The 24,708-nt window shown below is 61.5% G+C and carries 21 protein-coding genes and 1 tRNA gene; 12 read left to right on the top strand and 10 right to left on the bottom strand.

The features are described 5' to 3' along the window. Positions 1-171: 171 nt before the first annotated feature. From pilM to F506_RS03230, 9 genes are all read left to right on the top strand, one after another. Complete coding sequence (gene pilM, locus F506_RS03270; RefSeq protein WP_053195318.1) at positions 172-1,143, top strand: type IV pilus assembly protein PilM; 972 nt, start codon at positions 172-174, stop codon at positions 1,141-1,143. Then, positions 1,140-1,715 (top strand): PilN domain-containing protein, encoded by a 576-nt coding sequence (locus F506_RS03265; protein ID WP_053195317.1) that lies wholly within the window; start codon positions 1,140-1,142, stop codon positions 1,713-1,715. The genes pilM and F506_RS03265 overlap by 4 nt, the downstream gene beginning before the upstream one ends. Then, a complete protein-coding gene (locus F506_RS03260; RefSeq protein ID WP_053195316.1) occupies positions 1,712-2,317 on the top strand; it encodes a type IV pilus inner membrane component PilO in 606 nt (201 codons plus the stop codon). Before F506_RS03265 ends, F506_RS03260 begins: the two co-directional genes overlap by 4 nt. Next, on the top strand, positions 2,314-2,859 hold the full coding sequence (locus F506_RS03255; protein ID WP_053195315.1) for a pilus assembly protein PilP: 546 nt from the start codon (positions 2,314-2,316) through the stop codon (positions 2,857-2,859). Before F506_RS03260 ends, F506_RS03255 begins: the two co-directional genes overlap by 4 nt. Next, entirely contained in the window at positions 2,856-4,919 is a 2,064-nt protein-coding gene (pilQ, locus tag F506_RS03250; RefSeq protein ID WP_053195314.1) for a type IV pilus secretin PilQ, read from the top strand. The genes F506_RS03255 and pilQ overlap by 4 nt, the downstream gene beginning before the upstream one ends. 170 nt (positions 4,920-5,089) lie before the next feature. Continuing rightward, on the top strand, positions 5,090-6,793 hold the full coding sequence (gene aroKB, locus F506_RS03245; RefSeq protein ID WP_053195313.1) for a bifunctional shikimate kinase/3-dehydroquinate synthase AroKB: 1,704 nt from the start codon (positions 5,090-5,092) through the stop codon (positions 6,791-6,793). Between the two features lie 68 nt (positions 6,794-6,861). Continuing rightward, positions 6,862-8,013: a deoxyguanosinetriphosphate triphosphohydrolase gene (locus F506_RS03240; RefSeq protein WP_053195312.1), complete on the top strand. Its 1,152-nt coding sequence runs from the start codon at positions 6,862-6,864 to the stop codon at positions 8,011-8,013. 160 nt (positions 8,014-8,173) lie between these two features. Next, on the top strand, positions 8,174-9,331 hold the full coding sequence (locus F506_RS03235; RefSeq protein WP_053195311.1) for an ABC transporter substrate-binding protein: 1,158 nt from the start codon (positions 8,174-8,176) through the stop codon (positions 9,329-9,331). Positions 9,332-9,595: 264 nt separating this feature from the next. Next, positions 9,596-10,324, top strand: a complete 729-nt coding sequence (locus F506_RS03230; protein WP_053195310.1) for a DUF5610 domain-containing protein — start codon at positions 9,596-9,598, stop codon at positions 10,322-10,324. 141 nt (positions 10,325-10,465) lie between these two features. Here the strand turns inward: F506_RS03230 and F506_RS03225 are convergent, their stop codons facing one another. Continuing rightward, entirely contained in the window at positions 10,466-12,817 is a 2,352-nt protein-coding gene (locus tag F506_RS03225; protein ID WP_053195309.1) for a Tex family protein, read from the bottom strand. Positions 12,818-13,022: 205 nt separating this feature from the next. On the opposite strand from F506_RS03225, the gene pth reads away from it, so the two are divergent. After that, a complete protein-coding gene (gene pth / locus F506_RS03220) occupies positions 13,023-13,604 on the top strand; it encodes an aminoacyl-tRNA hydrolase (RefSeq protein ID WP_053195308.1) in 582 nt (193 codons plus the stop codon). A 66-nt stretch (positions 13,605-13,670) separates the two neighbouring features. Here pth and F506_RS03215 read toward each other — a convergent pair whose 3' ends face one another. Both F506_RS03215 and F506_RS03210 read right to left on the bottom strand, forming a co-directional pair. Beyond that, positions 13,671-14,417 (bottom strand): DsbC family protein, encoded by a 747-nt coding sequence (locus tag F506_RS03215; RefSeq protein ID WP_053195307.1) that lies wholly within the window; start codon positions 14,415-14,417, stop codon positions 13,671-13,673. A gap of 94 nt (positions 14,418-14,511) precedes the next feature. Further along, positions 14,512-15,780 carry an FAD-dependent monooxygenase gene (locus F506_RS03210; RefSeq protein ID WP_053195306.1) on the bottom strand — a complete coding sequence of 423 codons (1,269 nt, stop codon included), beginning with the start codon at positions 15,778-15,780 and terminating at the stop codon, positions 14,512-14,514. A gap of 195 nt (positions 15,781-15,975) precedes the next feature. Between F506_RS03210 and F506_RS03205 the strand changes: the two genes are divergently transcribed. Further along, positions 15,976-16,051, top strand: a tRNA-Phe gene (locus F506_RS03205). Positions 16,052-16,135: 84 nt separating this feature from the next. On the opposite strand, the gene arr is transcribed toward F506_RS03205, so the two are convergent. The 7 genes from arr to F506_RS03170 all read right to left on the bottom strand — a co-directional run bounded on the left by arr (position 16,136) and on the right by F506_RS03170 (position 23,172). Next, complete coding sequence (gene arr / locus F506_RS03200) at positions 16,136-16,582, bottom strand: NAD(+)--rifampin ADP-ribosyltransferase (protein WP_144424145.1); 447 nt, start codon at positions 16,580-16,582, stop codon at positions 16,136-16,138. Between the two features lie 486 nt (positions 16,583-17,068). Then, positions 17,069-17,875, bottom strand: a complete 807-nt coding sequence (otnI, locus tag F506_RS03195) for a 2-oxo-tetronate isomerase (RefSeq protein WP_053201211.1) — start codon at positions 17,873-17,875, stop codon at positions 17,069-17,071. 69 nt (positions 17,876-17,944) lie between these two features. Beyond that, positions 17,945-19,270, bottom strand: a complete 1,326-nt coding sequence (locus F506_RS03190; protein ID WP_053195304.1) for an MFS transporter — start codon at positions 19,268-19,270, stop codon at positions 17,945-17,947. Between the two features lie 231 nt (positions 19,271-19,501). Then, on the bottom strand, positions 19,502-20,146 hold the full coding sequence (gene otnC, locus F506_RS03185; RefSeq protein WP_053195303.1) for a 3-oxo-tetronate 4-phosphate decarboxylase: 645 nt from the start codon (positions 20,144-20,146) through the stop codon (positions 19,502-19,504). Between the two features lie 7 nt (positions 20,147-20,153). Continuing rightward, positions 20,154-21,440, bottom strand: a complete 1,287-nt coding sequence (gene otnK / locus F506_RS03180; protein ID WP_053195302.1) for a 3-oxo-tetronate kinase — start codon at positions 21,438-21,440, stop codon at positions 20,154-20,156. A gap of 28 nt (positions 21,441-21,468) precedes the next feature. Further along, positions 21,469-22,467, bottom strand: a complete 999-nt coding sequence (ltnD, locus tag F506_RS03175) for an L-threonate dehydrogenase (protein ID WP_407638209.1) — start codon at positions 22,465-22,467, stop codon at positions 21,469-21,471. 9 nt (positions 22,468-22,476) lie between these two features. Continuing rightward, positions 22,477-23,172 (bottom strand): FadR/GntR family transcriptional regulator, encoded by a 696-nt coding sequence (locus F506_RS03170; protein ID WP_053195300.1) that lies wholly within the window; start codon positions 23,170-23,172, stop codon positions 22,477-22,479. Positions 23,173-23,467: 295 nt separating this feature from the next. Here F506_RS03170 and F506_RS03165 point away from each other — a divergent pair, with 295 nt between their 5' ends. Further along, positions 23,468-24,454, top strand: coding sequence for a 5'-nucleotidase (locus tag F506_RS03165; RefSeq protein ID WP_053195299.1), 987 nt, complete (start codon positions 23,468-23,470; stop codon positions 24,452-24,454). Positions 24,455-24,708 lie beyond the last annotated feature (254 nt).

Genomic DNA, 24,708 nt, shown 5'->3' with positions numbered 1-24,708 from the left:
TTGTTGCTAGGATGCCGCATGTTGTTTTAATAACAACTATTCTCAGCTGGACGGTTGGACAGTTCGCGGCTGCGCCATGCAAACACGTGTTTCCGGAATGCAATCTTGTCCCCGCTAGCCCGCTTTTTCCCCCGCACCTTCGTTCGCACCTTATTCCGTGCCGTGCCGCCAATGGTTGGCCTGGATATCGGCCGGTCCGAAGTGCGGATGGCCGAATTCTCCGGACACAGCGCCCAGGCCGCACAACTCGAATACTGCGCACGTGAAGCGCTGCCCGACGGCGCCATCGGCGATGAAGGCATCAGCAACCTGCGCCAGGTCATGGAAGCCGCGTCCCGCCTGTGGGGGAAAAGCGGATCGCAGGCCAGGCAAGTCGCCATCGCAATCCCCTCGGCGAGCACGATCACGCAGATACTTGCACTCCCCGCGGGCAGCAGTCAGGCCCAGCACACCGCCCTGGCCGAGCGGCACATCGAAAGCCTGTTGCCTTATCCGCTGGTGCAAGCCTTGCTGGATTTTCGCATCATCGGACCGACACCCAATGCACCCGGTCAGCTCGACATGCTGATTGCCGCGACACGGCGGGATGACGTCGAAGACCGCATTGCCGTCGCAGAGTCACTGGGATTGCAGGCCGTGGTCGCCGACATCGAAAGTCATGCCGCGCTGGCGGCGCTGACCGGAACAACGGCTGCTGCACACACCTCTTCTGCCTTCGCGCTGGCGAACCTGGAAACGCACGGTGCGCTCCTGTCCCTGTGCCGCCACGGCCGGATCGCCGGCGAACGGCAACTCGCCATCGGCCACCGGCAATTGCAGCGCGATCTGCAGCAATACGACGGCGACCAGCCCGAGGTCCTGGCGACTTATCTGGCGCACGCCGCCGGACAGATTGCGCGGGCGATGCAGACGCTGCAGCAGCAAACATCGCTGGCGCCGGAAAATATCTTACTGACGGGACCAGGAGCAAGCATTCCCGGCATGGTGGAAGCGGTGCGCGAGCACACGGCGATCAGCACTGCCGTGGCGACGCCTTTCGCCGGCATGGCGCTGGCGCCCGCCATCGACCGCGCACAATTGGCGGCGGACGCACCGGCTTGCGTCACGGCATGCGGTCTGGCCTTGCGGCGCTTCGATCGATGAGCGGCGTCAATTTTCTCGCGCAGCGCAATCTGGCGGCGGGCGCCCATCGCCGCTTTTACCTGCGGTTGGCTGCAACGGTGGCCGCCGGGTTCGCCGTTATTCTGGCCTTCTCATGGCATATCGCCGATCAGGCCGCACAGCAGCAGCAACTGCTCAATTTGCTGCGCACCGAACACGCGCAGCTGGATGCTGCGATCAGCATCGGCAAGCAACAAGACGAACAGATCGCTGAACTTGGCCGCAAGCAGCGCCATCTGGAAGCGCTTCAACAGCAACGCAACGATGCGCCGCAATTGCTGGGAGAACTGGCGCGCCGGATGCCGCCGCAAGTCTTCCTCACCACGCTGGTACAGCAAGGACGCCGGTTTACGCTCAGCGGATCGGCGCCGTCGCACCGGCATGTGATGCAACTGCTCGAAGCATTGCGCGACGCTGACGGCGTGTTCACGCAGATCGAATTGCAGGAAGCGCGCAGCGCCACCAATGCCGTCCCGGCCATGGCAGCGACAGCGCCAGGCGGCGTCCATGATTTCGTGATCACTGGCGGCCATCGCGCCGTAGCGACGCCATGAGCCCGGCGGCGCTGATCCTGCAATGGCGCGAGCTCAACGACCGGCATCCGTCGACCTGGCCGCGCGCGTGGCGCAACGCCTTGCTGTCGATGCTATTTCTGGCCGTGCTGCTGGCGGGCCGGCAGCTTTATCTGATGCCGGACATCGAGGCGCTGGCACGCAACGAACAAGACTACGCCGCGCTAAAGTCCGCGTATCCGGAAAAGCATCGCCGGGCGACGACGTTCGCGCATTCCGCGCAGCGCGTTCAGGATATGAAACAGCGCGTGGCGATACTCGAACAGCAACTGCACCCAAACATCGACATCGATCTGGTGCTGAATGGCATCAGCGACGCCGCGCTGCAAAACCGGCTGCAATTTGAGTTTGCAAGGCCGGGACGCCCCGACACCGGACACGGCTATGTTGAAGCGCCCGTCGCCATCCGGGTGAGCGGCAACTATCACGACGTCGGCCGCTTTTGCGCAGACATCGCGGCGATGACGCATCTGGTGATTCTGAGCGACATGCGCGTGAGCAACGCCGACCGTCCCGGCCAGGTCAGGCTGGAGGCCGTCGCCCTTGCCTATCGCCGCGATTCCGGCAAAGAGGACAAATCATGAACGGCAAACCGGCACGCATGTCGTTGTCCGCGATCCTGGTGGTGCTGTTGTCTGCACTGTTGCTGGCAAGTTGCGCCGAACGCGAGACGCCGGATCAGCTGCGCGCGCAACTCGACACGATCCGGCGCAACACATCCGCAACCGCGCCGCCGGTCCAGCCCGCAAATGACTTTGTTCCTTACACGTATGCCGTCGCAGACGATGAAAATGCAATGACGCCATTCGGCCATCCCGCCCTTGTTCCTGTCGATGCAACTGCCGGCGAACGCCCCCGACAGCGCGGCGCAAAACAGCCCCTTGAAGACATCCCGCTGGAATCGATACGCATGGTCGGCACGCTGTCGCGCGAAGGCCGCACCGACGCCCTGCTGCAGGTCGACGGGATCGTCTATCCGTCACGCACCGGTGATTACCTGGGCCGGAATTTCGGCGTGATCCGCCGCATTGCGGACGGACGCGTCGAGCTGGAAGAACTGATCCTCAGCAACGGCGACTGGGAAAAGCGCATGTCGACACTTGAACTACAAGGACGCGGAAAATGACGCATTCGATCCGCCGGATGGCGCTGCTGACCATGTTCTGGTTGCTGACATGCGGCAGTGCGCAGGCGCAGCGCAATGCCATCCTCGCGGTCGACGTTGCCCAGCGCGACAGCAGCGTCGAAGTCAGGATCAGGTTGCGCATGGCACCTGCAACGCCGCCGGTGCATTTCTCCACCGTCTCGCCGGCCCGCATCGTCATCGATCTTGCCGACACCGAAAACACCGCTGACGCGCGTCCGCCAGGCGCCGACACCGGCGCATTGCGCGGCGTCACGGTCGCCTCCGCTGCGGGACGCAGCCGCGTCGTGCTCAACCTCAGGCACATGCCGCCCTACTCCGTGCGCACCGAAGCCGACACCGTCATCGCCACCCTCTCCGGCAGCGACGTGCTGCCGGTCGCCAACAGCAGGCCCGTGATCGGCGGTATCGACTTCCGTCGCGGCTCACAAGGCGAAGGCCGCATCATCGTCGATCTGCCCGGGCCGGAAACAGCGCTCGACATCCGCCAGCAAGGACGGCAAATCGTCGCCGACATCCTCAACACCGGCGTTCCCGAACACTCTCCGCGACGCCTGGACGTCAGCGATTTCGGTACGCCTGTGAAGACCATCGCCAGCAGCAGCCACGGCGCGGACGTGCGGCTGCTGATCGACACCGAGACGCTGGCGGAGTACCACGCCCATCAAAAGGATGCGCAGCTGGTAATCGAAGTACGCACGCCGACCGAGACCGGCAAGGGGCCTGCGCAACGTCACCAGCCCTACCGTGGCGACAAGCTGTCGCTGCAATTCCAGAACATCGAAGTGCGCGCCATCCTGCAGGTGCTGGCCGACTTCACGGGCATCAACATCATCGCCAGCGATGGCGTCGGCGGCGCATTGACGCTGCGACTGAAGGAGGTGCCGTGGGACCAGGCGCTGGACATCGTGTTGCAGGCGCGCGGGCTGGACATGCGCCGCAACGGCAACGTCATGTGGGTGGCGCCGCGCGAGGAACTGCTGGCGCGCGAACGGCTTGAGCTCGAACAGCGCGCCCAGATCGCCGAACTCGAACCGCTGCGCGCCGAAGTGTTCCAGCTCAACTACCAGAAGGCCGAAGCCTTCCGCAAAGTGTTCGGTGAGGACGTTGCCGCCGGCATCAGTCCGAACAGCGATCGCCGCCCTGCACTGTTGTCGCGTCGCGGCAGCGCGGTGGTCGATCAGCGTACCAATCAGCTATTCGTCACCGATACGCCCTCGGTGCTCGACAACATCCGCAAGCTGCTGGAAAAGATCGACGTCGCCTCGCGCCAGGTGCTGATCGAAGCGCGCATCGTCGAAGCCGACGACAGCTTCAGCCGCAACCTTGGCGCACGCCTGGGATTTTCCGCAAAGGCCAACGGCGTCGCCGCCGGCAGCACCTACAACCAGGTCGGCGAAGTCGCCGGGCTGACCAAGGCCGCCGCCAATTCGTACACTGCCAATCATGCCGTCAACCTGCCGGCGCAAGGGATCGGCGGTGCAGCTGCGGGCAATGTCGCGCTGAGCCTGTTCAACGCCGCCGCCAATCGCTTCCTCACGCTCGAACTGTCGGCGCTGGAAGCCGACGGCAAAGGCAAGATCGTCTCCAGCCCGCGCGTGGTCACGGCCGACCAGCAACCCGCGCTGATCGAACAGGGCGAAGAAATTCCCTACCAGCAAGCCACCAGCAGCGGCGCTACTTCGACTGCATTCAAGAAGGCCAACCTCAAACTGGAAGTGACGCCGCAGATCACGCCCGACGGCAACGTCATCCTCAACGTCGACATCAACAAGGACAGCCGCGGCACCGCCACGCCGGGCGGACTGGCGATCAACACCAAACACGTCAGGACGCTGGTGCAGGTGGAAAACGGCGGCACCGTGGTGATCGGCGGCATCTACACGCAGACCGAATCGAACACCGTTTCCAAGGTGCCGCTGCTGGGCGACATTCCGCTATTGGGCAATCTGTTCCGGCATAGCGCCCGCATCGACCACAAGACCGAACTGCTGATCTTCCTCACGCCGAAAATCGTCGCCGACCGCAATTTCCTGCGGTAGCAGGCCAAAAAGGGATCGAAAACCATGTTTTCCCTGATATTTCCCCGACAACGGCGCAACAGGCGGTAAAATCGCCTGTTGCAGCTGGTTGCAACAAGGCGGGCCGAAAAACCAATAACAGCGGCCTCCGGCGATCAGCTATCCGGACAATCCCGCAGTGAAAATCGCATATGAATGGAAGCATTTTTCTTGTCGGCCTGATGGGCGCCGGCAAGACAACGATAGGGCGCGCCCTGGCGAAAAAACTGAACAAGCGTTTCGTCGACTCCGATCACGAGATCGAGTCGCGCACCGGCACAACCATTCCCGTGATTTTTGAAATCGAAGGCGAGGAAAGTTTTCGCAAGCGCGAAGCCGACGTCATCCGCGAACTCAGCGCCCAGCAGGACATCGTCCTGGCCACCGGCGGCGGCGCCATCCTGCGTGCGGAAACACGCGCCTACCTGAAGCAGCGCGGCACCGTGATTTATCTGCGCGCCGGCATCAACCAGATCCTGCAACGCACCGGCCGCGACAAGAATCGCCCGCTGCTGCAGACCGCCGATCCCCGCCGCAAGCTCGAAGAGCTATCACGCCAGCGTGACCCTTTCTACCGTGAAGTGGCCGATTTCGTCATCGAGACCGGCCGTCCCAACGTGCAGTTCCTGGTGCAAGCCATCCTGAGCCAGCTCGAGCTGGCACCCAAACAGATTACCGATACCGCCGTTGCGCCGGCAACATCGCACGCCCAATCAGCCCAATCAGCCGACCCAGCCAAATCCGCCATGACCGCCTCCACTTTCGCCCCCATCGCCCTGCAAGTCGAACTGGGAGAACGCAGCTACCCGATCACCATCGGCCACGATCTGCTGTCGAACCCCGAATTGCTGACGCGCCACGTCGGCGGCAAGCGCGTCGCGGTCGTCACCAACGACAAGGTCGGTCCGCTGTACCTGCCGCGCGTGCGCAAGCTGCTCGAAGACGCCGGCAAGCAAGTCACCGAAATCGTTCTGCCCGACGGTGAAGAACAAAAGACCTGGACCAGCCTGATGAAAGTGTTCGATGTCCTGCTCGCCGAAAAATGCGATCGCAAGACCACGCTGGTCGCGCTCGGCGGCGGCGTCATCGGCGACCTGACCGGCTACGCCGCAGCCTCGTACATGCGCGGCGTGCCGTTCGTGCAGATTCCGACCACGCTGTTGTCGCAGGTCGATTCGTCAGTGGGCGGCAAGACCGGCATCAACCATCCGCTCGGCAAGAACATGATCGGTGCGTTCTATCAGCCGCAGGCCGTGATCGCCGACACCGCCACGCTGCACACGCTGCCGCCGCGCGAACTCGCGGCCGGCCTGGCCGAAGTGATCAAGCACGGCGCCATCATCGACGCACCCTTCTTCGACTGGATCGAAGCCAACATCGGCAAGCTGGTGGCCAAGGATAACGCCGCCCTGGCCTACTCGATCCAGCGCTCTTGCGAGATCAAGGCCGACGTGGTCCGCCAGGATGAACGCGAGGGCGGCCTGCGCGCCATCCTCAACTTCGGCCACACCTTCGGCCACGCGATCGAAAACGGCCTCGGCTACGGCCAATGGCTGCACGGCGAAGCGGTAGGCTGCGGCATGGTGATGGCGGCTGATCTGTCGCATCGCCTGGGCTACATCGACGCCGCCTCGAAGGACCGCCTGACCGCCCTGGTGAAGGCCGCCGGCCTGCCGGTGGTAGCGCCCGATCTCGGCGCAGAGCGTTGGCTGGAACTGATGGAAGTGGACAAGAAGAACGAAGGCGGCGCGATCAAGTTCATTCTGATCAAACCGCTGGGCCAGCCGCTGATCACCAACGTGCCGCAGGATCTCCTGCTGCAGACGCTGGCGGCCTGCGTGCGCAACGGCAGCTGACGACGAAGCCTGTTGCGTCGCCGTCGTATTGAAGAACCTGGATTGAAGCATCTGAACGAGTTCCTGACATGACCCAAGACGCGCCGCTCCACCTTGCACCTTATGCCGCACATGCAGCAACATCCACCGGGCGGCGCTTCTCCGAACCGGCGCCCGGTTCGCGCACCGAATACCAGCGCGACCGCGACCGCATCATCCACTCAACCGCGTTCCGTCGCCTCGAATACAAGACCCAGGTCTTCGTCAATCACGAAGGCGACCTGTTCCGCACGCGCCTGACGCACAGCATCGAAGTCGCCCAGATCGCGCGTTCGTGCGCCCGCAACCTGCGCCTCAACGAAGACCTGGTGGAAGCCATCTCGCTGGCGCACGATCTCGGCCATACGCCCTTCGGCCATGCCGGCCAGGACGAGCTCAATTCCTGCATGAAGGATTTCGGCGGCTTCGAGCACAACCTGCAAAGCCTGCGCGTGGTCGATGACCTCGAACAGCACTACGGCGCTTTCGACGGTCTCAACCTGATGTTCGAAACGCGCGAGGGCATCCTCAAGCATTGCTCGCTGACGAACGCGCGCCAGCTCGGCGCCATCGGCCAGCGCTTCATCGACAAGAAGCAGCCGAGCCTGGAAGCGCAGCTGGCCAACCTGGCCGACGAGATCGCCTACAACAACCACGACATCGACGACGGCCTGCGTTCCGGCCTGCTGACGATCGGGCAGCTGGGCGAAGTGGATTTCTTCGCGCGCCATCAGCGCGAAGCCGAACTGGCCTATCCCGGCATCACAGGCCGCCGCGCCATCAACGAAACCGTGCGCCGCATGATCAATACCCTGATCGTCGATCTCATCCGCACCTCGCAGGAAAACATCGCCGCCGCCGCGCCGCGCAGCATCGACGACGTACGCAACGCCGCACCGCTGATCGCGTTCTCCGAACCGATGCAGCAGGAAGCTGCCGTGTTGAAACGCTTCCTCCGCCAAAACCTGTATCGCCACTACCAGGTCAATCGCATGACCGCCAAAGCGCGCCGCATCATCGCCGAGTTGTTCCAGGCCTTCCTGTCGCAACCGACCCTGCTGCCGCCCGACTACGTGGTAGCCGAACAGAACGATGAAGGCGTGCGCCGCCAGGCGCGCCAGGTGTCCGACTACATTGCCGGCATGACCGACCGTTACGCCATGCGCGAACACCGACGCCTGTTCATGGTGGAAGAACTGTAGAAAAAGCTTCTGACGCTAGTCGTAGATCGTCAAGATTCATCCGGTTTTTGCCCCGGATTGCCTCGGATTTGCATAAACACATTGCCTCCGCGTTCATCGTTGCTACCCTGAGAACACGACTATTCATCTCCCCAGCCAACAACTGGGAGGTGTTGAGACCATGCAAATACCATTCTTCCAGGCGCGGCACGCCGTCGCGCTGGCAATATTCTTTATGTGCAGCGGCGCCCACGGCCAGCACAACCCGGTCGAACAGCCGGCCGAGTCCAGCAACGACATCGTCGTCGGCCAGTCCGCCGATCTGAGTGGGCCTTATGCCAAGATTACGCGCCAATTCATCACCGGCGCCAATGTCTATTTCGCGCAGCTCAACAGCCGTGGCGGCATCGGCGGACGCCGCATCCGGTTGCTAACGCTAGACGACCAGAACGATCCCGTCCAGGCCGTCAGAAACACGCATCAATTACTGGACGAACACAAGGCCATCGCCTTGTTCGGCTATATCGGCGCGCAAACCACTGCAGCCGTGCTGCCGCTGCTCAATGAACGCAAGGTGCCGTATTTTGCGCCGGTGACGGGTTCCCGGATCGTGTATACCGCCTTCAACCGGCATGTCTTCACGATTCGCGCGAGCTATGCCAACGAATACGATTATTTGTTTTCGCGCTTTTCCCAGATAGGACTGAAACGCATGGCAATCTTCAACGATGCCACGGGACAGCCTTACAACGCAATGATGAAAGGCAAGATCAGCGATGCCAGCGCACAGCTGGTCGCCTTGGAGAGCATCCTGGGACAGGATGTCGAGAAGATCGCCGACAAGCTTCTGGCAAGCCGGCCGGACGTCGTGCTCATCATGAGCATTTCACAGAACGTCAACAGCGCCTTGATACGAAGCCTGCGCACCAAGGGTTATCTCGGTTATTTCTATTGCGCTTCGCTGGTGTGCAGCCCGCTGTTGACCAGCGATCTGGAAGAGGCCGCCAGCGGCCTGATCATTTCACAGATCGTCCCGCATCCGTGGAAGGCGCGCACACCCATCGTGCACGAATACCAGAAGGCTATGCGCACCGCCAGGGTGACGCAATTCAGTTACCTTGGGCTCGAAGGATATATCGCAGCCAAAGTGCTGGCCGAAGGCCTGAGCCGCGCCAGCAGCAAGCTTACGCACGAGAAATTGATTGTCGCTCTGGAAACTGTCAATGATAAAACGTACGACAATGCCGGCTATCAGATCAATTTTTCGCCCTCCAGCCATCAGGGATCGACCTATGTAGATGTCGTCACGGTAGATCGGACCGGCACCGTGCAGCCTTAGATAATTTCATTCGACGCAACTCGAAAGACACTATTGTGAGCCTTACCGGCTGAGACGCACGATAGCTGCAAAATCGCCTTTCTAGATAACAACAATTCAGACAATTTCAGTGAAAACGATACGTATTGTCTCGAATCTGTTCATAAATTCTTACAAACTAAGTTGGCATTGTGACCTTCAGATTTCGGTCAGCATGCCGTAAGTTGAGGATGGACTGCCTTTTCCCCTCCTTCTCGCGTGCGGTCCTTGTACAGGAGACCTGCCATGGCTATCAGCACCAACACACTCAATACCACCACCACGCCGGCTGCCAGCCAGCCCGCAACGACTGACGACACCACCAAGGCGGACAGCGCCGGCGGCACGCAAGAGACCAAGCTAACCCCGGCCATCGCCAAGCAGCAATTGAATGCTGCCATCCTGCAATCGTCGCTGGAAGTCTCGCTGTCGTCGCAGAATGATCCGCTGTCACTGGTCTACAAGTCGGCGATCGAAAACCTCAACGACATTCTGAAACCCGAACTCGGCGACAACGCCATCCAGAACGCCGCTTCGCAGGACAACAGCCCGGAAGCCACCGCCGGCCGCATCCTGTCGTTCATCAAGAGCGCCTTCGGCCTGTTCAGCCAGAACACCCAGACCGGTAGTACCGACGGCACCGATGGCGCCGACGGTGCCAGTGACGCTGACAACACCAAGCGGGACGCCAACATCGACAAGTTCATGAGCCTGATCCAGAAGGGTGTCGACCAGGGTTTCGACGAAGCACGCGGCATCCTGTCCAGCCTCAAGGTCCTCAACGGCGACATTGCCAGCAACATCGACAAGACCTACGAAATCCTCAAGAAAGGCATCGCCGATTTCGTTGCTTCCCTGAAGAACCCGACGACCGATGACGGTTCCGCACCGGCCGACGGCAGCTCGAGCACCACCACCAGCGTTTCGGTGTCGGTCTCGATCACTGCAAGCCGCACCACGGTCACCAACTCCTGATTCCACCACCGGTATCGGAGTAGCGCCCTGCAGCAATGCAGGCAAAAAAAAGACGCGGCATGCCGCGTCTTTTTTTGTCCGTCCCTCTTTTCAAGCCGCTTCCCTGCCGGCGCACTGCGCCGCCAGGAAACGACTTTTGCGTCAGCCCTTGAGCTTGGCGAACGCCGCCGCCATAGCGTTGTTCGCCGGCGCCGCTTGACGCGACTGCTGGCCCTGATGCTGCGACAGGCGACGCGCATCGTTGCGATCGCCGCGTTGTTCCGGCTTGCTACCGGCGGCGGGAGCGCTGTCCGACAGGCGCATGGTCAGGGCAATGCGCTTGCGCTTCTCGTCAACTTCCAGCACCTTGACCTTGACCACCTGGCCGGCCTTGACGACGGTGTGCGGATCCTTGACGAAGGTGTTGGACAGGGCCGAGATATGCACCAGACCGTCCTGATGCACGCCGATGTCGACGAAGGCGCCGAAGGCGGCGACGTTGGTCACCACGCCTTCGAGGATCATGTCGGGACGCAAGTCCTTGATCTCTTCCACGCCGTCCTTGAAGGTCGCAGTAGTGAACTCGGGACGCGGATCGCGGCCCGGCTTTTCCAGTTCCTTGAGGATGTCGGTGACGGTCGGCACGCCGAATTTTTCATCGGCGTATTTGGCCGGGCTCAGCGATTTCAGCAAGGCGCTTTCACCCAGCACGCCCTTCAAATCCTTCTTGATGTCAGCCAGGATCTTTTGCACCAGCGGATACGACTCCGGGTGCACTGCCGATGCATCGAGGGGGTTTTCACCATTCATCACGCGCAGAAAACCGGCTGCCTGTTCGAAGGTCTTGTCGCCCAGGCGCGGCACGTCGCGCAAACCGGCGCGCGAGGTGAACATGCCCTTCATGTCGCGATACGACACGATGCTTTGCGCGACGCTGGCGTTGAGGCCGGACACGCGCGCCAGCAGCGGCGCGGAAGCGGTGTTGACGTCGACGCCGACGGCATTCACGCAATCCTCGACGACGGCGTCGAGCGAACGCGCCAGTTGCGACTGGCCGACGTCATGCTGGTACTGACCGACGCCGATCGACTTCGGATCGATCTTGACCAGCTCGGCCAACGGATCCTGCAGGCGGCGCGCAATCGACACTGCACCGCGGATCGATACGTCGAGATCGGGCAATTCCTTCGAGGCGAATTCGGACGCCGAATACACCGAGGCGCCGGCTTCCGACACGACGATCTTGGTCAGTTTCAGTTCCGGACGCATCTTGATCAACTCTTGCGCCAGCTTGTCGGTCTCGCGCGAGGCAGTGCCGTTGCCGATCGAGATCAGCGAGACGTTGTGCTTCTCGGCCAGCTTGGCCAGCGTGTGCAGCGAACCTTCCCAGTCGTTGCGCGGCTGGTGCGGGAAGATGGCGGTCGTGTCGACCACCTTGCCGGTAGCGTCGACCACCGCTACCTTGACGCCGGTGCGCAGTCCCGGATCCAGGCCCATGGTGGCGCGCGGACCGGCCGGTGCGGCCAGCAGCAAGTCCTTCAGGTTGCGGGCAAAGACGTTGATCGCCTCGGCTTCGCTGCGCTCGCGCAGGCCGGTCATCAATTCGGTTTCGAGGTGCATGAACACCTTCACGCGCCAGGCCCAGCGCACGGTGTCGGCCAGCCACTTGTCGGCTGGACGGCCCTTGTTGCTGACGCCGAAGCGCGCGGCGATACGGTTCTCGCATGGGTTGTGCGGCGCGTCCCACTTCGGTTTCTCTTCTTCGGTATCCAGGCGTAGCGCCACGGTCAGCATCTCTTCGCGGCGGCCGCGGAACAAGGCCAGCGCGCGATGCGACGGAATGGTGCCGATGGTTTCCGAGTAGTCGAAATAATCGGCGAATTTTTCACCGGCATCCTGCTTGCCTTCGATCACCTTGGATTCCACCACGCCGTGTTCGGTCATGTATTCGCGCAGCGCCTGCAGCAGTTGCGCATCTTCGGCGAAGCGTTCCATCAGGATCTGGCGGGCGCCGTCCAGCGCCGCCTTGGCATCGGCGACGCCGGGATTGTCGCCGCTGTCGGTGGTGAAGGCCGGCTTGAGATATTTCGCCGCTTCTTCTTCCGGATTAAGCATCGGATCGTTCAGCAGCGCGTCGGCCAGTTCGGTCAGGCCGGCTTCGGCGGCGATCTGGGCCTTGGTGCGGCGCTTGAGTTTGTACGGCAGGTACAAGTCTTCCAGGCGCGTCTTGTCTTCGGCGTGGACGATGGCGTCCAGCAGGACCGGCGTCATCTTGCCCTGCTCTTCGATGGACGAGATGATTGCGGCGCGGCGGTCTTCCAGCTCGCGCAGATAGCGCAGACGCTCTTCCAGCAAGCGCAGTTGCGTGTCGTCCAGGCCACCGGTGGCTTCCTTGCGGTAACGCGCAATGAAAGGCACGGTCGCGCCTTCGTCGAGTAAGGCGATCGCGGCGGCAACCTGCACCGGCTTGGCGACGAGTTCGAGAGCTAAACGTTGTTCGATGGAAGGCAGCATGACAATGAAATCCGGGAATTGAAAAACAAGCGTTGGATGATACGCAATTCAGCGGGACGCGCCAATCTTGACAGCCCCCAAATGCACGAAATAAATGGATTTGCAGCAATAAAACATGGCAAGCCGGCATGGAAACACGGCGGAATTGGACGGCGCGATTCGTTATCCGCGATAATCGGCGTTTTCTTGATAACTTTTCATCAGCATGTCCATACGCCTCATCGTCGGCCTCGGCAATCCCGGCCCGGAATACGAGCAGACCCGGCATAACGCCGGTTTCTGGCTGGTCGACAATCTCGCCGGCAGCACCCGTCTGGCACGCGAGACGCGCTTCAATGCCCTGGCCGCCAAGACCTTCGTCGCCGGCCAGGAAGTCTGGCTGCTGGAACCGCAGACCTTCATGAATCGCTCCGGCCAGTCGGTCGGCGCGCTCGCGCGCTTCTACAAGATCGCGCCCGATGAAGTGCTGGTGGTGCACGACGAACTGGACCTGCCGCCCGGCAGCGCCAAGATCAAGAAAGGCGGCTCCTCAGGCGGTCACAACGGCTTGAAGGACATCACCGCCGCGCTCGGCACGCAAGACTACTGGCGCCTGCGCATCGGCATCGGCCATCCCCGCACCATGGGCCTGCAGCAACCGGTGGCCGACTTCGTGCTGCATCGTCCGCGCCAGGAAGAACAGGCGCTCATCAACGACGCCATCGAGAAGAGCCTCGATGCGATTCCTTTGTTGTGCGAGGGGAAGTTTGAAGCAGGAATGATGCAGCTGCATACGGCCGCCAAGTAAATCCGAACCCGGCGACCGCAGCAACAAACTGACGGCCGGTACTGATGACCAACTATGGCCCGGCTGTTACTTCAGCGTGGCCAGTTTCTGTTCCAGGCCCTTGGCGTCGATGGCGCCGGGAATACGCGAGCCGTCCGCAAAAATGATGGTCGGCGTTCCGGTGATCTTCATCTTCTGCCCCAGCGCCAGCACCTGATCATGCGGCGCGCTGCAGGATGCCGGCGCGGCCGAGGCTTCCTTGCCGTTCAGCATCCAGTCGCTCCAGGCCTTGCCCGGGTTGGACGAACACCAGATGTTGCGCGACTTCTCGATCGAATCCTGCGCCAGGATGTTGTACTGGAAGGTGTACACGGTCAAATTGTCGACGTCCAGCAAGGTCTTCTGGAAACGCTTGCAGTAACCGCAGTTCGGGTCTTCGAACACGGCGATGGCGCGCTTGCCGTTGCCCTTGACGGTCTTGATAGCCAGGTCCAGCGGCAGGTCGGAGAACTTGACCTTGTTGATGGCCTGGATCTTTTCCTTGGTGAAATCGCGGTAGGTCTGCGAATCGACCACGCGACCGATGAACAGGTACTGCGCCTTCGCATCGGTGTAGATCACGTCGCCGTCGACCTGCACTTCATACAATCCCGCATACGGCGTCTTGCTCACCGATTCAACCTTGGCGCCTTCGCCCAGACGCGGCTCGATCGCCTTCTTGATGGCGGCTTCAGTAGCGTCGGCCGCGCAGGCGGAGCCCGCGCACGCCAGCAGCAGGCCGGCAGCGGCAACCAGAGCCGAGAGTGCGGCCGGGAGTGCAAAAATCTTTTTCATGTTCTGTTCCAATGAGAGGTCGATGTCTGGAGCGTCCTGTGACGCCGTTCATCAGATCCGCGGCGCGAAGTCGTCACACTATAAATTAAATCGGCTAAATCCGTTTACCGAGGGCGTGCGCCATCAAGCGCCGCTTTAAGACCGGCAAGTGGTTCACCAAGTTCAACCCGATATTGCGCACCATGCGCAACGGCTCAAGGCCGGTGCCGAACAGGCGCGCCAGGCCGTCGGTGGCCAGCTGCATCAGCAGGACTTCTTCCTTGCGCGCACGCGCATAGCGGCTGAGCACGCGGGCGTCGCCGCAATCGCGTTGCTGCTCGCGCTCATTGATCACCTTCAGCAAGGCCACTACATCGGCGAAACCGAGATTCATGCCGTGACCGGCCAGCGGATGGATCACGTGGGCGGCATCGCCGATCAGCGCCACGCGCGGCGCCGTCATGGCATGCGGCTTGACCAGCGTCAACGGAAAATCGCGCACCACTTCCGGCTCCAGCGGCGTCAACGCGCCCAGCACCGGAGCGGCATATTTGCCCAGATGCTGCGCCAGTTGCGCAGCCGGCTGGCGCATCAGCGTCTCCGCCAGCGCATCCGGCGCCGACCACACCAGCGACACGCGCTGCCCCGGCAACGGCAACAGTGCAACGATGCCTTCGGTGGCAGTGAACCATTGATAGGCCACGCCCTGATGCGCTTTTTCGCAGGCGAAATTGGTGACGATGGCGCGCTGCCCATAGGCGCGGTAGTCGAGGCCGATGTCGCATTGGCCGCGCACCCACGATTGACCGCCGTCGGCGCCGACCAGCAAGGAAGCGTCGAGCGTGTCGCCGCTTTCCAGCTGCAGACTGACGCCATGCAGATCGCTGCGCAAGGAAACGGCGCGACCGTTGACGATGCGCACGTTGGGAGAAAATTTCAGCGCCGCATCGAGCGCGGCATTGAGGTTGCGGTCTTCAACGATCCACGCCAGCGCATCGACATGCGCCGAGTAGGCGTCGAACACCAGATGGCCCGGATGGTTTTCATCGTCGCCGGTGACGTCCATGCCATCGACCACGGCCACGCGTTCAGCGTCGAGTGCATCCCACACCTTGATCGACGACAGCAGATCGCGCGCGATCTGGTTGACGGCATAGACGCGCACGTCCCAGCTGGCCTGTTCCACGCCGGATGCAGCAGAAGGCCCGGCAGCTGCGGCAGCCGGCGCCAGCAAAGTCACGCGCAAGCCGGCCTGGGCCAGCGCCAGTGCGGCGGTCTTGCCGATGGCGCCGTTGCCGACGATGCAGATATCGGAAGGAGAAGACGCACCCGCAATTTTGCGTGCGGCGGCGTTGGAAGAAGGATGAGATGAGGTGCCGTTCATGGGGAAGCATTATAAACGCCTTCCCCGCAGGCCCTTCTTTGATCTCCATCACAAGAAAGCAGCATCGGAAGCAAACGCATCAGGCCGGAAATAATTACCGCAAAGCGCGCGTGACAGAGGGCCGGCGAACTTTTTGATAAAAAAGTGGAAGCACCCTTTGCATTCTAAAATTATCTTGCTATAATTCGGCCTCTTGGCCTGGTAGCTCAGTCGGTAGAGCAGAGGATTGAAAATCCTTGTGTCGGTGGTTCGATTCCGCCCCGGGCCACCAAGAACATCAAAGGCTTAGCTTCGGCTAGGCCTTTTTTTCGTTCTGCGGTCCTGAATTTTTTGAATAGTTCAGCCCCATCTCCGACTAATCCTCGTCATTCAACGAATTGACGCCCTGCTCCCTGAGCTTCGCCAATCCATCCTTCATCGCCTGCACTTGCTCCGCAGGATGTCCCCGCCACAGCGTGACCTCGCCGACTACCTTGAACGGCTGCGTGGAACGAAACGATTGCGTCGGATTGCCTGGGAATTTTCTGTCGGTCAGATCCGGGTCGTCTTCAATCTTTCCCGTCGGCTCCACCAGGTAAATTCTTTCACGTCCTTCCCCGATCGCCAGCTCGGCACCCCAGATGGCGGCGTCCAGTGTCGCCGTCAGGAAAATGTATTTCGCGTTTTTTCTTTGCCCGAAGTTGGAGTTGAAACCCGCTTCGATAAAATCTCCCAATTCAAGGTTTGCCTTCGTGCCGTGAAAATAGGTCTGAGCGAACGGCGTTTGAAGGATCGGTTTGTTTTCAAGTCTGTCTTTTTGCATGATCATTTAGCTGTGCATTGGCGCGGATGAGCGAAACAAAATCTTATCCCACAATTTTGCGCCTGCATCGGCCATCAAGCGGTACCAAAACGTCCCGTGCCAGCGTACTTTCCCGTTACCGGGTAAAATCGACAGCAGTCAGCAGATTGCCGTCAAAAATTGATTTTTATCAACTAAAAGCCGGGCGGCTCCGCGACTTCGAGCAACCATCATTACGCAGCAGCCATCATGAATATCCCCGAGCAAGGCCAACTGGTATGTCTGTCATGTGGCCAGAAACACGGCTACAAGATTCCGCTCCCTGCGATCTGGCATTACGCGACTTGCATCAAATGCCACGATAAAAGCAGTGTCACCAAGCAAATTCATCCGAACGACTGAGCTACAAGAATTCGGCAAAGAAAAAGCGGGACGTTCCGTCAGGAACGCCCCGCTTTTTTGTTCTTCGCGTCTATCCGCGAACAACCAGCTTCGCTGCCGGATTGATCAGCGCGGCTTCAGTTCCGTCAATCCCTGCGCCGCCAGCGCCTTGAGCCAGCCGAGGCCGTCCGAGGTTGCCGCCGCCGGCACGTACTCGCAACCGATCCAGCCCTGATAGCCCAGCGAGTCGATCAGCTTGAGCAGGTAGGGATAGTTCAGCTCGCCGATGTCCGGCTCATGCCGCTCCGGCACGCCCGCGATCTGGATGTGGCCGACGCCGGCCATGTCGCGCTTCAGCTTCACGGCGACGTCGCCTTCGACGATCTGGCAGTGGTAGCAGTCGAACTGCACCTTGAGGTTCTCTGCGCCGATCTCGGCACAAATGGCCTGTGCATCGTCCTGGCGATTAAGGAAGAAGCCGGGGATATTGCGCGTGTTGATCGGCTCGATGACCACCGTCACGCCGGCCAGGTCGGCGTGGTGCGCAGCGTACGACAGGTTGTCCAGATAGACCGCGCGATGCCTGGCGCGATCCTGGTCCGGACGGATCAAACCAGCCATCACGTGAAGCGTCTTGTTGCCGATAACTTCGGTGTATTTCAGCGCAGTCTCGATGCTGCGCTTGAATTCGTCTTCGCGGCCCGGCAGCGAAGCGATGCCGCGTTCACCGGCGGCCCAGTCGCCCGGCGGCGCGTTGAACAGCGCCTGAGTCAGGCTGTTGGCGTCGAGACGCGAACGGATTTCTTCCGGCTGGAAATCATAGGGAAATAAAAATTCGACGCCGCTGAAGCCATCTTTGGCGGCAGCGGCAAAGCGATCGAGGAAAGCATGTTCGTTGTACATCATGCTCAGGTTGGCGGCAAAACGCAGCATCGTGATCTCCTTGGAATGATGGCGTGCGCCGCATGGACGGCGCATGCCGGATAAGCCTGTCTCAGGTCGTTATTTGTTCACCAGTGTAGGCGAAGTCTTCAGTACTGCGGCGGAACCGATCACCAGCATGATCGCCAGCATGTACATGCCGGTCGCTCCGCTATGGGTCAGATCCTTCAGGTAACCGATCAGGTACGGGCTGACGAAACCGGCCAGGTTGCCGACCGAGTTGATGGCGGCAATACCGACCGCCGCCGCAGCGCCCGACAGGAACGACGTCGGCAGCGACCAGAACAGCGGTGCGCAGGTCAGCACGCCGGCGGCGGCCAGCGACAAGGCAGCGATCGAGATCGCGGTGTTGTCGGCGAACAGTGCGGCGCCGACGAAACCGACCGCGCCCATCAATGCCGGCACGATCAGATGCCAGCGGCGTTCGCGGCGCGCATCGGCGCTGCGGCCGATCAGGTTCATCGCGATGATTGCGCAGCCGAACGGAATCGCGCTGAGCAGACCGATGTGCAGGTTGCCGGTGACGCCGGTGGCTTTCACCAGGGTCGGCATCCACAGTGTCAGGCCGTACTGGCCCATGACGAAGCAGAAGTAGATCAGGCACATCAGCCAGACACGCTTGTCGCTGACGATGTCGGCAAAGGAATGCACGCTTTCCTTGCCCTTCTGGTCGGCGGCGATTTCGTCTTCCAGCAGTTTCTTTTCACTGTCGCTGAGCCATTTGGCCTTGGCGATGCCGTTGTCCAGGTACGCCAGCGTGGCAAGCCCAATCAGCACGGCCGGCACCGCTTCGATCACGAACATCCACTGCCAGCCGTGCATGCCGGTGGTGCCGTGGAAGGCGTCCATGATCCAGCCCGACAGCGGGTTGCCGAGGATGCCGGCGACCGGGATGCCGGACATGAAGACGGCGATCACCTTGGCGCGGCGATGCGACGGATACCAGTAGGTCAGGTACAGGATGATGCCGGGATAGAAGCCGGCTTCGGCCAGCCCCAGCAGGAAACGCAGCACGTAGAACTGCAGCGGCGTTTCAACGTACATGAAGGCGGCCGACAGGATGCCCCAGGTGATCATGATGCGGGCGATCCAGACACGCGCGCCGACCTTGTGCATGAGGATGTTGCTCGGCACTTCGAACAGGAAGTAGCCGAGGAAGAACACGCCGGCGCCGAGGCCGAACACGGTTTCGCTGAAGCCCAGGTCGACCGACATCTGGAGCTTGGCGAAGCCGACGTTGACGCGATCGAGATAGGCGATCACGTAACACAGCATGAGGAAAGGCATGATGCGCCAGAATACCTTGGCATAGACGCGGTTCTGCTCTTGTTCGTTGGCGCTGGTGTTGACACCCCGTACGGCGCCGATGTTGGTTGATGCGGTCATGCTACGACAATCTCCTGTTGATTTAGGCCGCTCCCACGGCCTTGGTTTATAGCGCCTGCTTTGAAGAAATCAGGCAATTTAAAAATCTGACGTGCTGATACAAAATCCGCTGGCGGGTGGCTGGCAAAAAAAGTGAATGCTGCCGCGGGGATACCGGCGTGAGCCGGTGTCCCTGTTTGATTGCTTTTTGTTCTTGTTGAAGCCGAATCGGATCGCTTGGTAACTCAGTGGCTACCAGCGCGCGTTGAATACCTCGCGCAGTTCGGTCAGCGCCGCATCGTCCAGCGGGGCGACATTGCCGCCCGCCAGATGCCACAGCATGGCCGTTTCCTCGAGCTCTTCGAGTGCGTAGGCCGCCTTGGAAACCGAGCTCTCCCACACCACCGGACCGAGGCGTTCGAGCAACACGCCACGCACCTTGCAGGCGAGCTGCTTCACCTGCTCCGCCACCTGCGGATCGCCCGGACGGCGATAGGCGATGAAGGGAATGTGCCCCACCTTCATCACGTAATACGGCGTAATCGGCGGCAGCACATCGTCCGGCGACCACACGCCCGAGATCGTCAGCTTGACCAGATAGGTCGAGTGCGTGTGCACCACCGCGTGCATCTCTGGATTGTTATCGTAGACCATGCGATGCAGCGCCAGCGTCTTCGATGGCTTGTCGCCCGAGACCCAGTTGCCGGCGGTATCGACCTTGGCAATGCCGGCGGGATCGAGGTAGCCGAGGCAGGCATCGGTCGGCGTGATCAGCCAGCCGTCGTCCAGACGCGCACTGATGTTGCCTGCCGATCCTACCGTGTAGCCGCGCTGGTATAGACTGGCGCCGGTGCGGCAGATCTCTTCGCGTAGTTGGTTTTCCTTGTTTATGCTCATGTTCGACTCACTCCTTTGCGCCGCCGAGGAAGCGCAGGGCCTTCTCAAAGAAATCGACGCTGCCGAAGTTGCCCGACTTGAGCGCCAGCGCGAGCGGCTGGTCGTCGAGGGTCGCAGTCGCCGGCACGCCGGGATCGATCTGCGGTCCGATGCGCAATGCGCGCACCCCGAGCGCCTGCACCACGGCGCCGGAGGTCTCGCCGCCGGCCACCACGAACCGGCGCACACCGCGTTCGCGCAGTCCCTTGGCGATATCGGCTAATGCCTGCTCAACCAGATGGCCGGCCTTGGCGACGCCGAGTTCCTTTTGCACCGCCTTGACTTCGTCAGGTGTGGCAGTGGCGTAGATCAGCACCGCCTCTTTGCCGATGTGTGCATCGGCAAACGCCAACGCCTGCGCCACCACGGCTTCGCCGCGCGCCAGGGCCAGCGGATCGATGCGATACGCCGGATGCCGGGCCGCCCATTCCGCGACTTGCGCGTTGGTGGCTTTCGATGCGCTGCCGGCCAGCACGGCCGACAAACCGTCGACCTGCGGCAGTTGCGCGGCTTCGGCGCTGGCATGCAGCAAGCCGGCGCGGCGGAAATTCTCCGGCAAGCCAAGGGCGATGCCGGAGCCGCCGGTGACCAGTTTCAGCTCGGCGCAGGCTTCGCCCAGCACGTACAGATCGCGATCCGATACCGCGTCGGCAATCGCCATCTTCACGCCATCTGTGCGCAGCGCAGTGAAACGCTCTGTGACGGCGGCGGCGTCTCTGGACACGGTGTCGTAGCGCACCAGACCGACTTTGGATGTGGTCTGGCGCTGCAGCACGCGCACCAGGTTGGCGTCGGTCATCGGCGTAAGCGGATGGTTTTCCATGCCCGATTCATTGAGCAGGCCGTCGGCGACGAACAGGTAGCCGCGGTAGATCGTGCGGCCGTTTTCCGGGAACGCCGGGCAGGCAATGGTGAAGTCGGCGCCCAGTTCCGCCAACAGCGCGTCGGTCACCTGGCCGATGTTGCCCGCGTCGGTCGAATCGAAGGTCGAGCAATACTTGAAGAAGAATTGCGTGCAGCCTTGCTGCTGCAACCAGCGCAGCGCGGCCAGCGATTGTTCGACCGCTTCGGCGGCCGGAATCGTGCGCGATTTCAACGCGATCACCAGCGCATCGGCAGCCACCGCCGGCAGCTGCTCGGGAATGCCGATAGTTTGCACCGTACGCATGCCGCCGCGCACCAGCATGTTGGCCAGGTCGGTGGCGCCGGTGAAATCGTCGGCGATGCAGCCGAGCAGAGGTTTGGCTTGGGACATGATGAACTCCGGATTACGTGGTTACTGTTTACTGTTTCGACGGCGGCAAGTCGATGCCGGGGAAAATCTTGATGACGGCGGAATCGTCTTCGCCGCCGTGACCGGCAGTGGACGCCATCATGAACATCTGGTGCGCCGCAGCCGACAGCGGCAGCGGGAATTTGCTGCGGCGTGCGGTGTCGAGCACCAGGCCCAGGTCCTTGACGAAAATATCGACCGCCGACAGCGGCGTGTAGTCACCCTTGAGGATGTGCGGCACGCGGTTTTCGAACATCCACGAATTGCCCGCGCTATGCGTGATGACCTCGTACAGCGCATCGGGATCGACGCCTTCGCGCAAGCCCAGCGCCATCGCTTCCGCCGATGCGGCGATGTGCACGCCGGCCAGCAACTGGTTGATGATCTTGACCTTGGAACCGATGCCGTGCGTGTCGCCGAGGCGGTACACCTTGCCGGCCATGCCCTTCAGCACATCTTCGATCCTGGCGTAGACGTCGGCAGGGCCGGAGGTCATCATCGTCATCTCGCCCGACGCCGCGCGCGCTGCGCCGCCGGACACCGGCGCGTCCAGCAGCAGCAGATTTTTTTCGGCGAGGCGCTGGCCCAGCGCGACGGCGAAATCCGGCGCCACGGTAGCGCTGGAAATCACCACGCTGCCCGGCTTCAGCGTCGAGGCGGCGCCGTTCTCGCCGAACAGCACGGTTTCAGTTTGCGCGGCGTTGACCACCAGCGTGATGATCACGTCGACGGCCTTGCCCATCTCGGCAGGCGAAGCGCAGGCGACACCACCCTCGGCGGCAAACTTGTCCAGCACTTCCCGGCGCACGTCGCAGGCATGCACGTTGAAACCCGCACGCAGCAAAGAACGGGCGACGCCCAGGCCCATGGCGCCCAAACCGATCACACCTACATTTTTTGACATTGTCGACTCCGAGAAATTTGGCGGCGCCGGCCGGGAACTTGATGCTCTCTCTTCCGGCTGCGCCTGGTTGGAAATAATGAAAATGTTTTCAGGCCTGAATTTCAAGCCTGAATTTCAAGCCTGACTCAAGCGCCTTGCCGCGTTGAACATATGGGTCTGCGCCGCCGCCCGCGCGGCCATTTCGTCACCGGCGCGAATGGCCGCGACGATGGCTTCGTGCTCTTCGCGCACCTGGCGCGAAAAATCATCGCGCCGCGCTTCGTTGCCGCGCGTGACGCTAGTCGCCGCTTCGAGATACTGGCTCAGGAATTCCAGTGTCTTGATGAAATAGGGATTGCGCGTGGCGCTCGCCAACGCCCGGTGGAAGGCCACATCGGCGGCGACGCCGTCGCTGCCTTCGCGCACGTCTTCACCGATGCGCGCCAGCGCGGCGTCGATCGCCACCATGTCCGCGTCGGTGCGGCGCTTGGCGGCTTGCGCGGCGACTTCGGCTTCGATGGCGCGGCGCAGTTCAACGATCTGCAGGACCGCCTCGGGAGAACTGACCTCGGTGTAGTCGATGCGTAGCGGCTTGATGCCGGCCTGCTCGGTAACAAACACGCCGCTGCCCTGGCGCGGCTCGACCAGGCCTTCATGCTTGAGCCGGGAAATCGCCTCGCGCACCACCGTGCGGCTGACGCCGAATTCTTGCGCCAGCACCGCTTCGGTCGGCAACTTGCCGCCGCGCGGAAAGGCGCCGAGATCGATTTTTTCCAGCAATTGCCGCGCTACCGTGTCGCTGAGCGCCTGTACCGGGATTTTTTGAAACATGCTTGTCTCTGAGTCTTTTAAGTAAGTTATACGGTCATCATACAAATTTATGTAGCCGGATGCAATCTGCCACTACAAAATACTTGCCGACAACATTTAACAAAGAAGAAAGCAATCTGCGCGATGTTGAATGACAAAGCAGACAAATAACGACACATAGCTATCGCCGCAGATCCCATGCCGATGTTGCATGCTGCCAAATCGCGACAAAACTAGGGGTCAAATGCCATCTGTGGCACACTGCGCAGATCAGTTTTGCGGCACAACCGCACATCAATCGCTTATATATAAAGACATGGCTTACGATCTTTCCGGCATGCTGGTCATCGGCATTTCCTCGCGCGCGCTGTTCGACCTCGAACACGAAAACGCCATCTACGACACCGAGGGCGTGACCGCCTACAGCGATTACCAGCGCCAGCATGAGAACGATCCGCTCGAACCGGGCACGGCGTTCCCGCTGGTGAAGGCTTTGCTGCGGCTCAATACGCTGATTCCCGACCGGCGCCTGGTGGAAGTGGTGGTGATCTCGCGCAATTCGCCTGACACCGGCCTGCGCGCCTTCAACGCCATCGAGGCGCACAAGCTCGACATCAGCCGCGCAGCCTTCACCGGCGGCGAACCGATCGTGCATTACCTCGAGGCGTTCAAGATCGACCTGTTCCTGTCGCGCGACAAGAGCGACGTGCAGGCCGCCATCGACGGCGGCGTCGCCGCGGCGCAGTTGTATACCGCACCGACCAATTACGTCGCCCCGGAAAACCAGATCCGCATCGCCTTCGACGGCGACGCCGTCCTGTTCTCGCGAGAGTCGGAGCAGATCTACGCCGAAAAAGGCCTGGAAGCCTTCGTCCGTCACGAACAGCGCCACCGCAACAAGGCCATGAAGGAAGGTCCGCTGGCCAAGCTACTATTCGCGCTGGCGGAAATCCAGAAGCAGTTCACGCCTGAAACCTGCCCGGTGCGCATCGCCATCGTCACCGCGCGCAACAGCCCGGCGCACAAGCGCGTGATCCACACGCTGCGCACCTGGAACGTCACCGTGGACGAGGCCTTTTTCCTCGGCGGCCTGCCCAAGGCGGACGTGCTGCACGCATTCGGCGCACACATGTTCTTCGACGACCAGGAAGGCCATGTCGAACTGGCCTCCGCCGTCGTGCCGTCGGGCCGCGTGCCCTACGAAGGTGGTGCGCTCGGCGTACGCAATGTGCGCAAGAGTCCCAAGGCGTCGCCGGCCGCCGTGGCCGACAGCGACGCCTCGCTGGAGACCTCGAAACACTGAGCCGTTCCTTCAGCTCCGTTAAACAGAACACCCAGGCCGCCGGATTGCACCGGCGGCTTTTTTTTGTGCCACAGCGCCGAACTGGTATACAAGATGGCTCAAAAATGCACCAAGACGGTGATCTGCAGCGCGCCAAATCGAATCATTGCACCGCCATGCGGGTTGTCGTTCCCACCACGCAACACCGCCATGGCAAGGGCTTACAGCCCATTTCTACCGCTTCGCCACAGGCATTCTTTCTGTACGTCAATCTG

Source organism: Herbaspirillum hiltneri N3, assembly GCF_001267925.1.
GTDB lineage: Bacteria > Pseudomonadota > Gammaproteobacteria > Burkholderiales > Burkholderiaceae_D > Herbaspirillum > Herbaspirillum hiltneri.
Note: the sequence above shows the minus strand (reverse complement) of the source record. Positions and strands in the feature narration are given on the sequence as shown.

What these genes read in the sequence shown, in the direction of transcription:
- F506_RS03230 (WP_053195310.1), top strand. Translation starts at nt 9,596, where the DNA reads ATGGCTATCAGCACCAACACACTCAATACCACCACCACGCCGGCTGCC.
- F506_RS03235 (WP_053195311.1), top strand. Translation starts at nt 8,174, where the DNA reads ATGCAAATACCATTCTTCCAGGCGCGGCACGCCGTCGCGCTGGCAATA.
- F506_RS03265 (WP_053195317.1), top strand. Translation starts at nt 1,140, where the DNA reads ATGAGCGGCGTCAATTTTCTCGCGCAGCGCAATCTGGCGGCGGGCGCC.
- F506_RS03210 (WP_053195306.1), bottom strand. Translation starts at nt 15,780, where the DNA reads ATGAACGGCACCTCATCTCATCCTTCTTCCAACGCCGCCGCACGCAAA.
- F506_RS03165 (WP_053195299.1), top strand. Translation starts at nt 23,468, where the DNA reads ATGGCTTACGATCTTTCCGGCATGCTGGTCATCGGCATTTCCTCGCGC.
- F506_RS03260 (WP_053195316.1), top strand. Translation starts at nt 1,712, where the DNA reads ATGAGCCCGGCGGCGCTGATCCTGCAATGGCGCGAGCTCAACGACCGG.
- aroKB (WP_053195313.1), top strand. Translation starts at nt 5,090, where the DNA reads ATGAATGGAAGCATTTTTCTTGTCGGCCTGATGGGCGCCGGCAAGACA.
- F506_RS03215 (WP_053195307.1), bottom strand. Translation starts at nt 14,417, where the DNA reads ATGAAAAAGATTTTTGCACTCCCGGCCGCACTCTCGGCTCTGGTTGCC.
- F506_RS03240 (WP_053195312.1), top strand. Translation starts at nt 6,862, where the DNA reads ATGACCCAAGACGCGCCGCTCCACCTTGCACCTTATGCCGCACATGCA.
- F506_RS03225 (WP_053195309.1), bottom strand. Translation starts at nt 12,817, where the DNA reads ATGCTGCCTTCCATCGAACAACGTTTAGCTCTCGAACTCGTCGCCAAG.
- otnK (WP_053195302.1), bottom strand. Translation starts at nt 21,440, where the DNA reads ATGTCCCAAGCCAAACCTCTGCTCGGCTGCATCGCCGACGATTTCACC.
- F506_RS03255 (WP_053195315.1), top strand. Translation starts at nt 2,314, where the DNA reads ATGAACGGCAAACCGGCACGCATGTCGTTGTCCGCGATCCTGGTGGTG.
- F506_RS03170 (WP_053195300.1), bottom strand. Translation starts at nt 23,172, where the DNA reads ATGTTTCAAAAAATCCCGGTACAGGCGCTCAGCGACACGGTAGCGCGG.
- F506_RS03190 (WP_053195304.1), bottom strand. Translation starts at nt 19,270, where the DNA reads ATGACCGCATCAACCAACATCGGCGCCGTACGGGGTGTCAACACCAGC.
- otnI (WP_053201211.1), bottom strand. Translation starts at nt 17,875, where the DNA reads ATGCTGCGTTTTGCCGCCAACCTGAGCATGATGTACAACGAACATGCT.
- pth (WP_053195308.1), top strand. Translation starts at nt 13,023, where the DNA reads ATGTCCATACGCCTCATCGTCGGCCTCGGCAATCCCGGCCCGGAATAC.
- otnC (WP_053195303.1), bottom strand. Translation starts at nt 20,146, where the DNA reads ATGAGCATAAACAAGGAAAACCAACTACGCGAAGAGATCTGCCGCACC.
- pilM (WP_053195318.1), top strand. Translation starts at nt 172, where the DNA reads ATGGTTGGCCTGGATATCGGCCGGTCCGAAGTGCGGATGGCCGAATTC.
- pilQ (WP_053195314.1), top strand. Translation starts at nt 2,856, where the DNA reads ATGACGCATTCGATCCGCCGGATGGCGCTGCTGACCATGTTCTGGTTG.
- arr (WP_144424145.1), bottom strand. Translation starts at nt 16,582, where the DNA reads ATGCAAAAAGACAGACTTGAAAACAAACCGATCCTTCAAACGCCGTTC.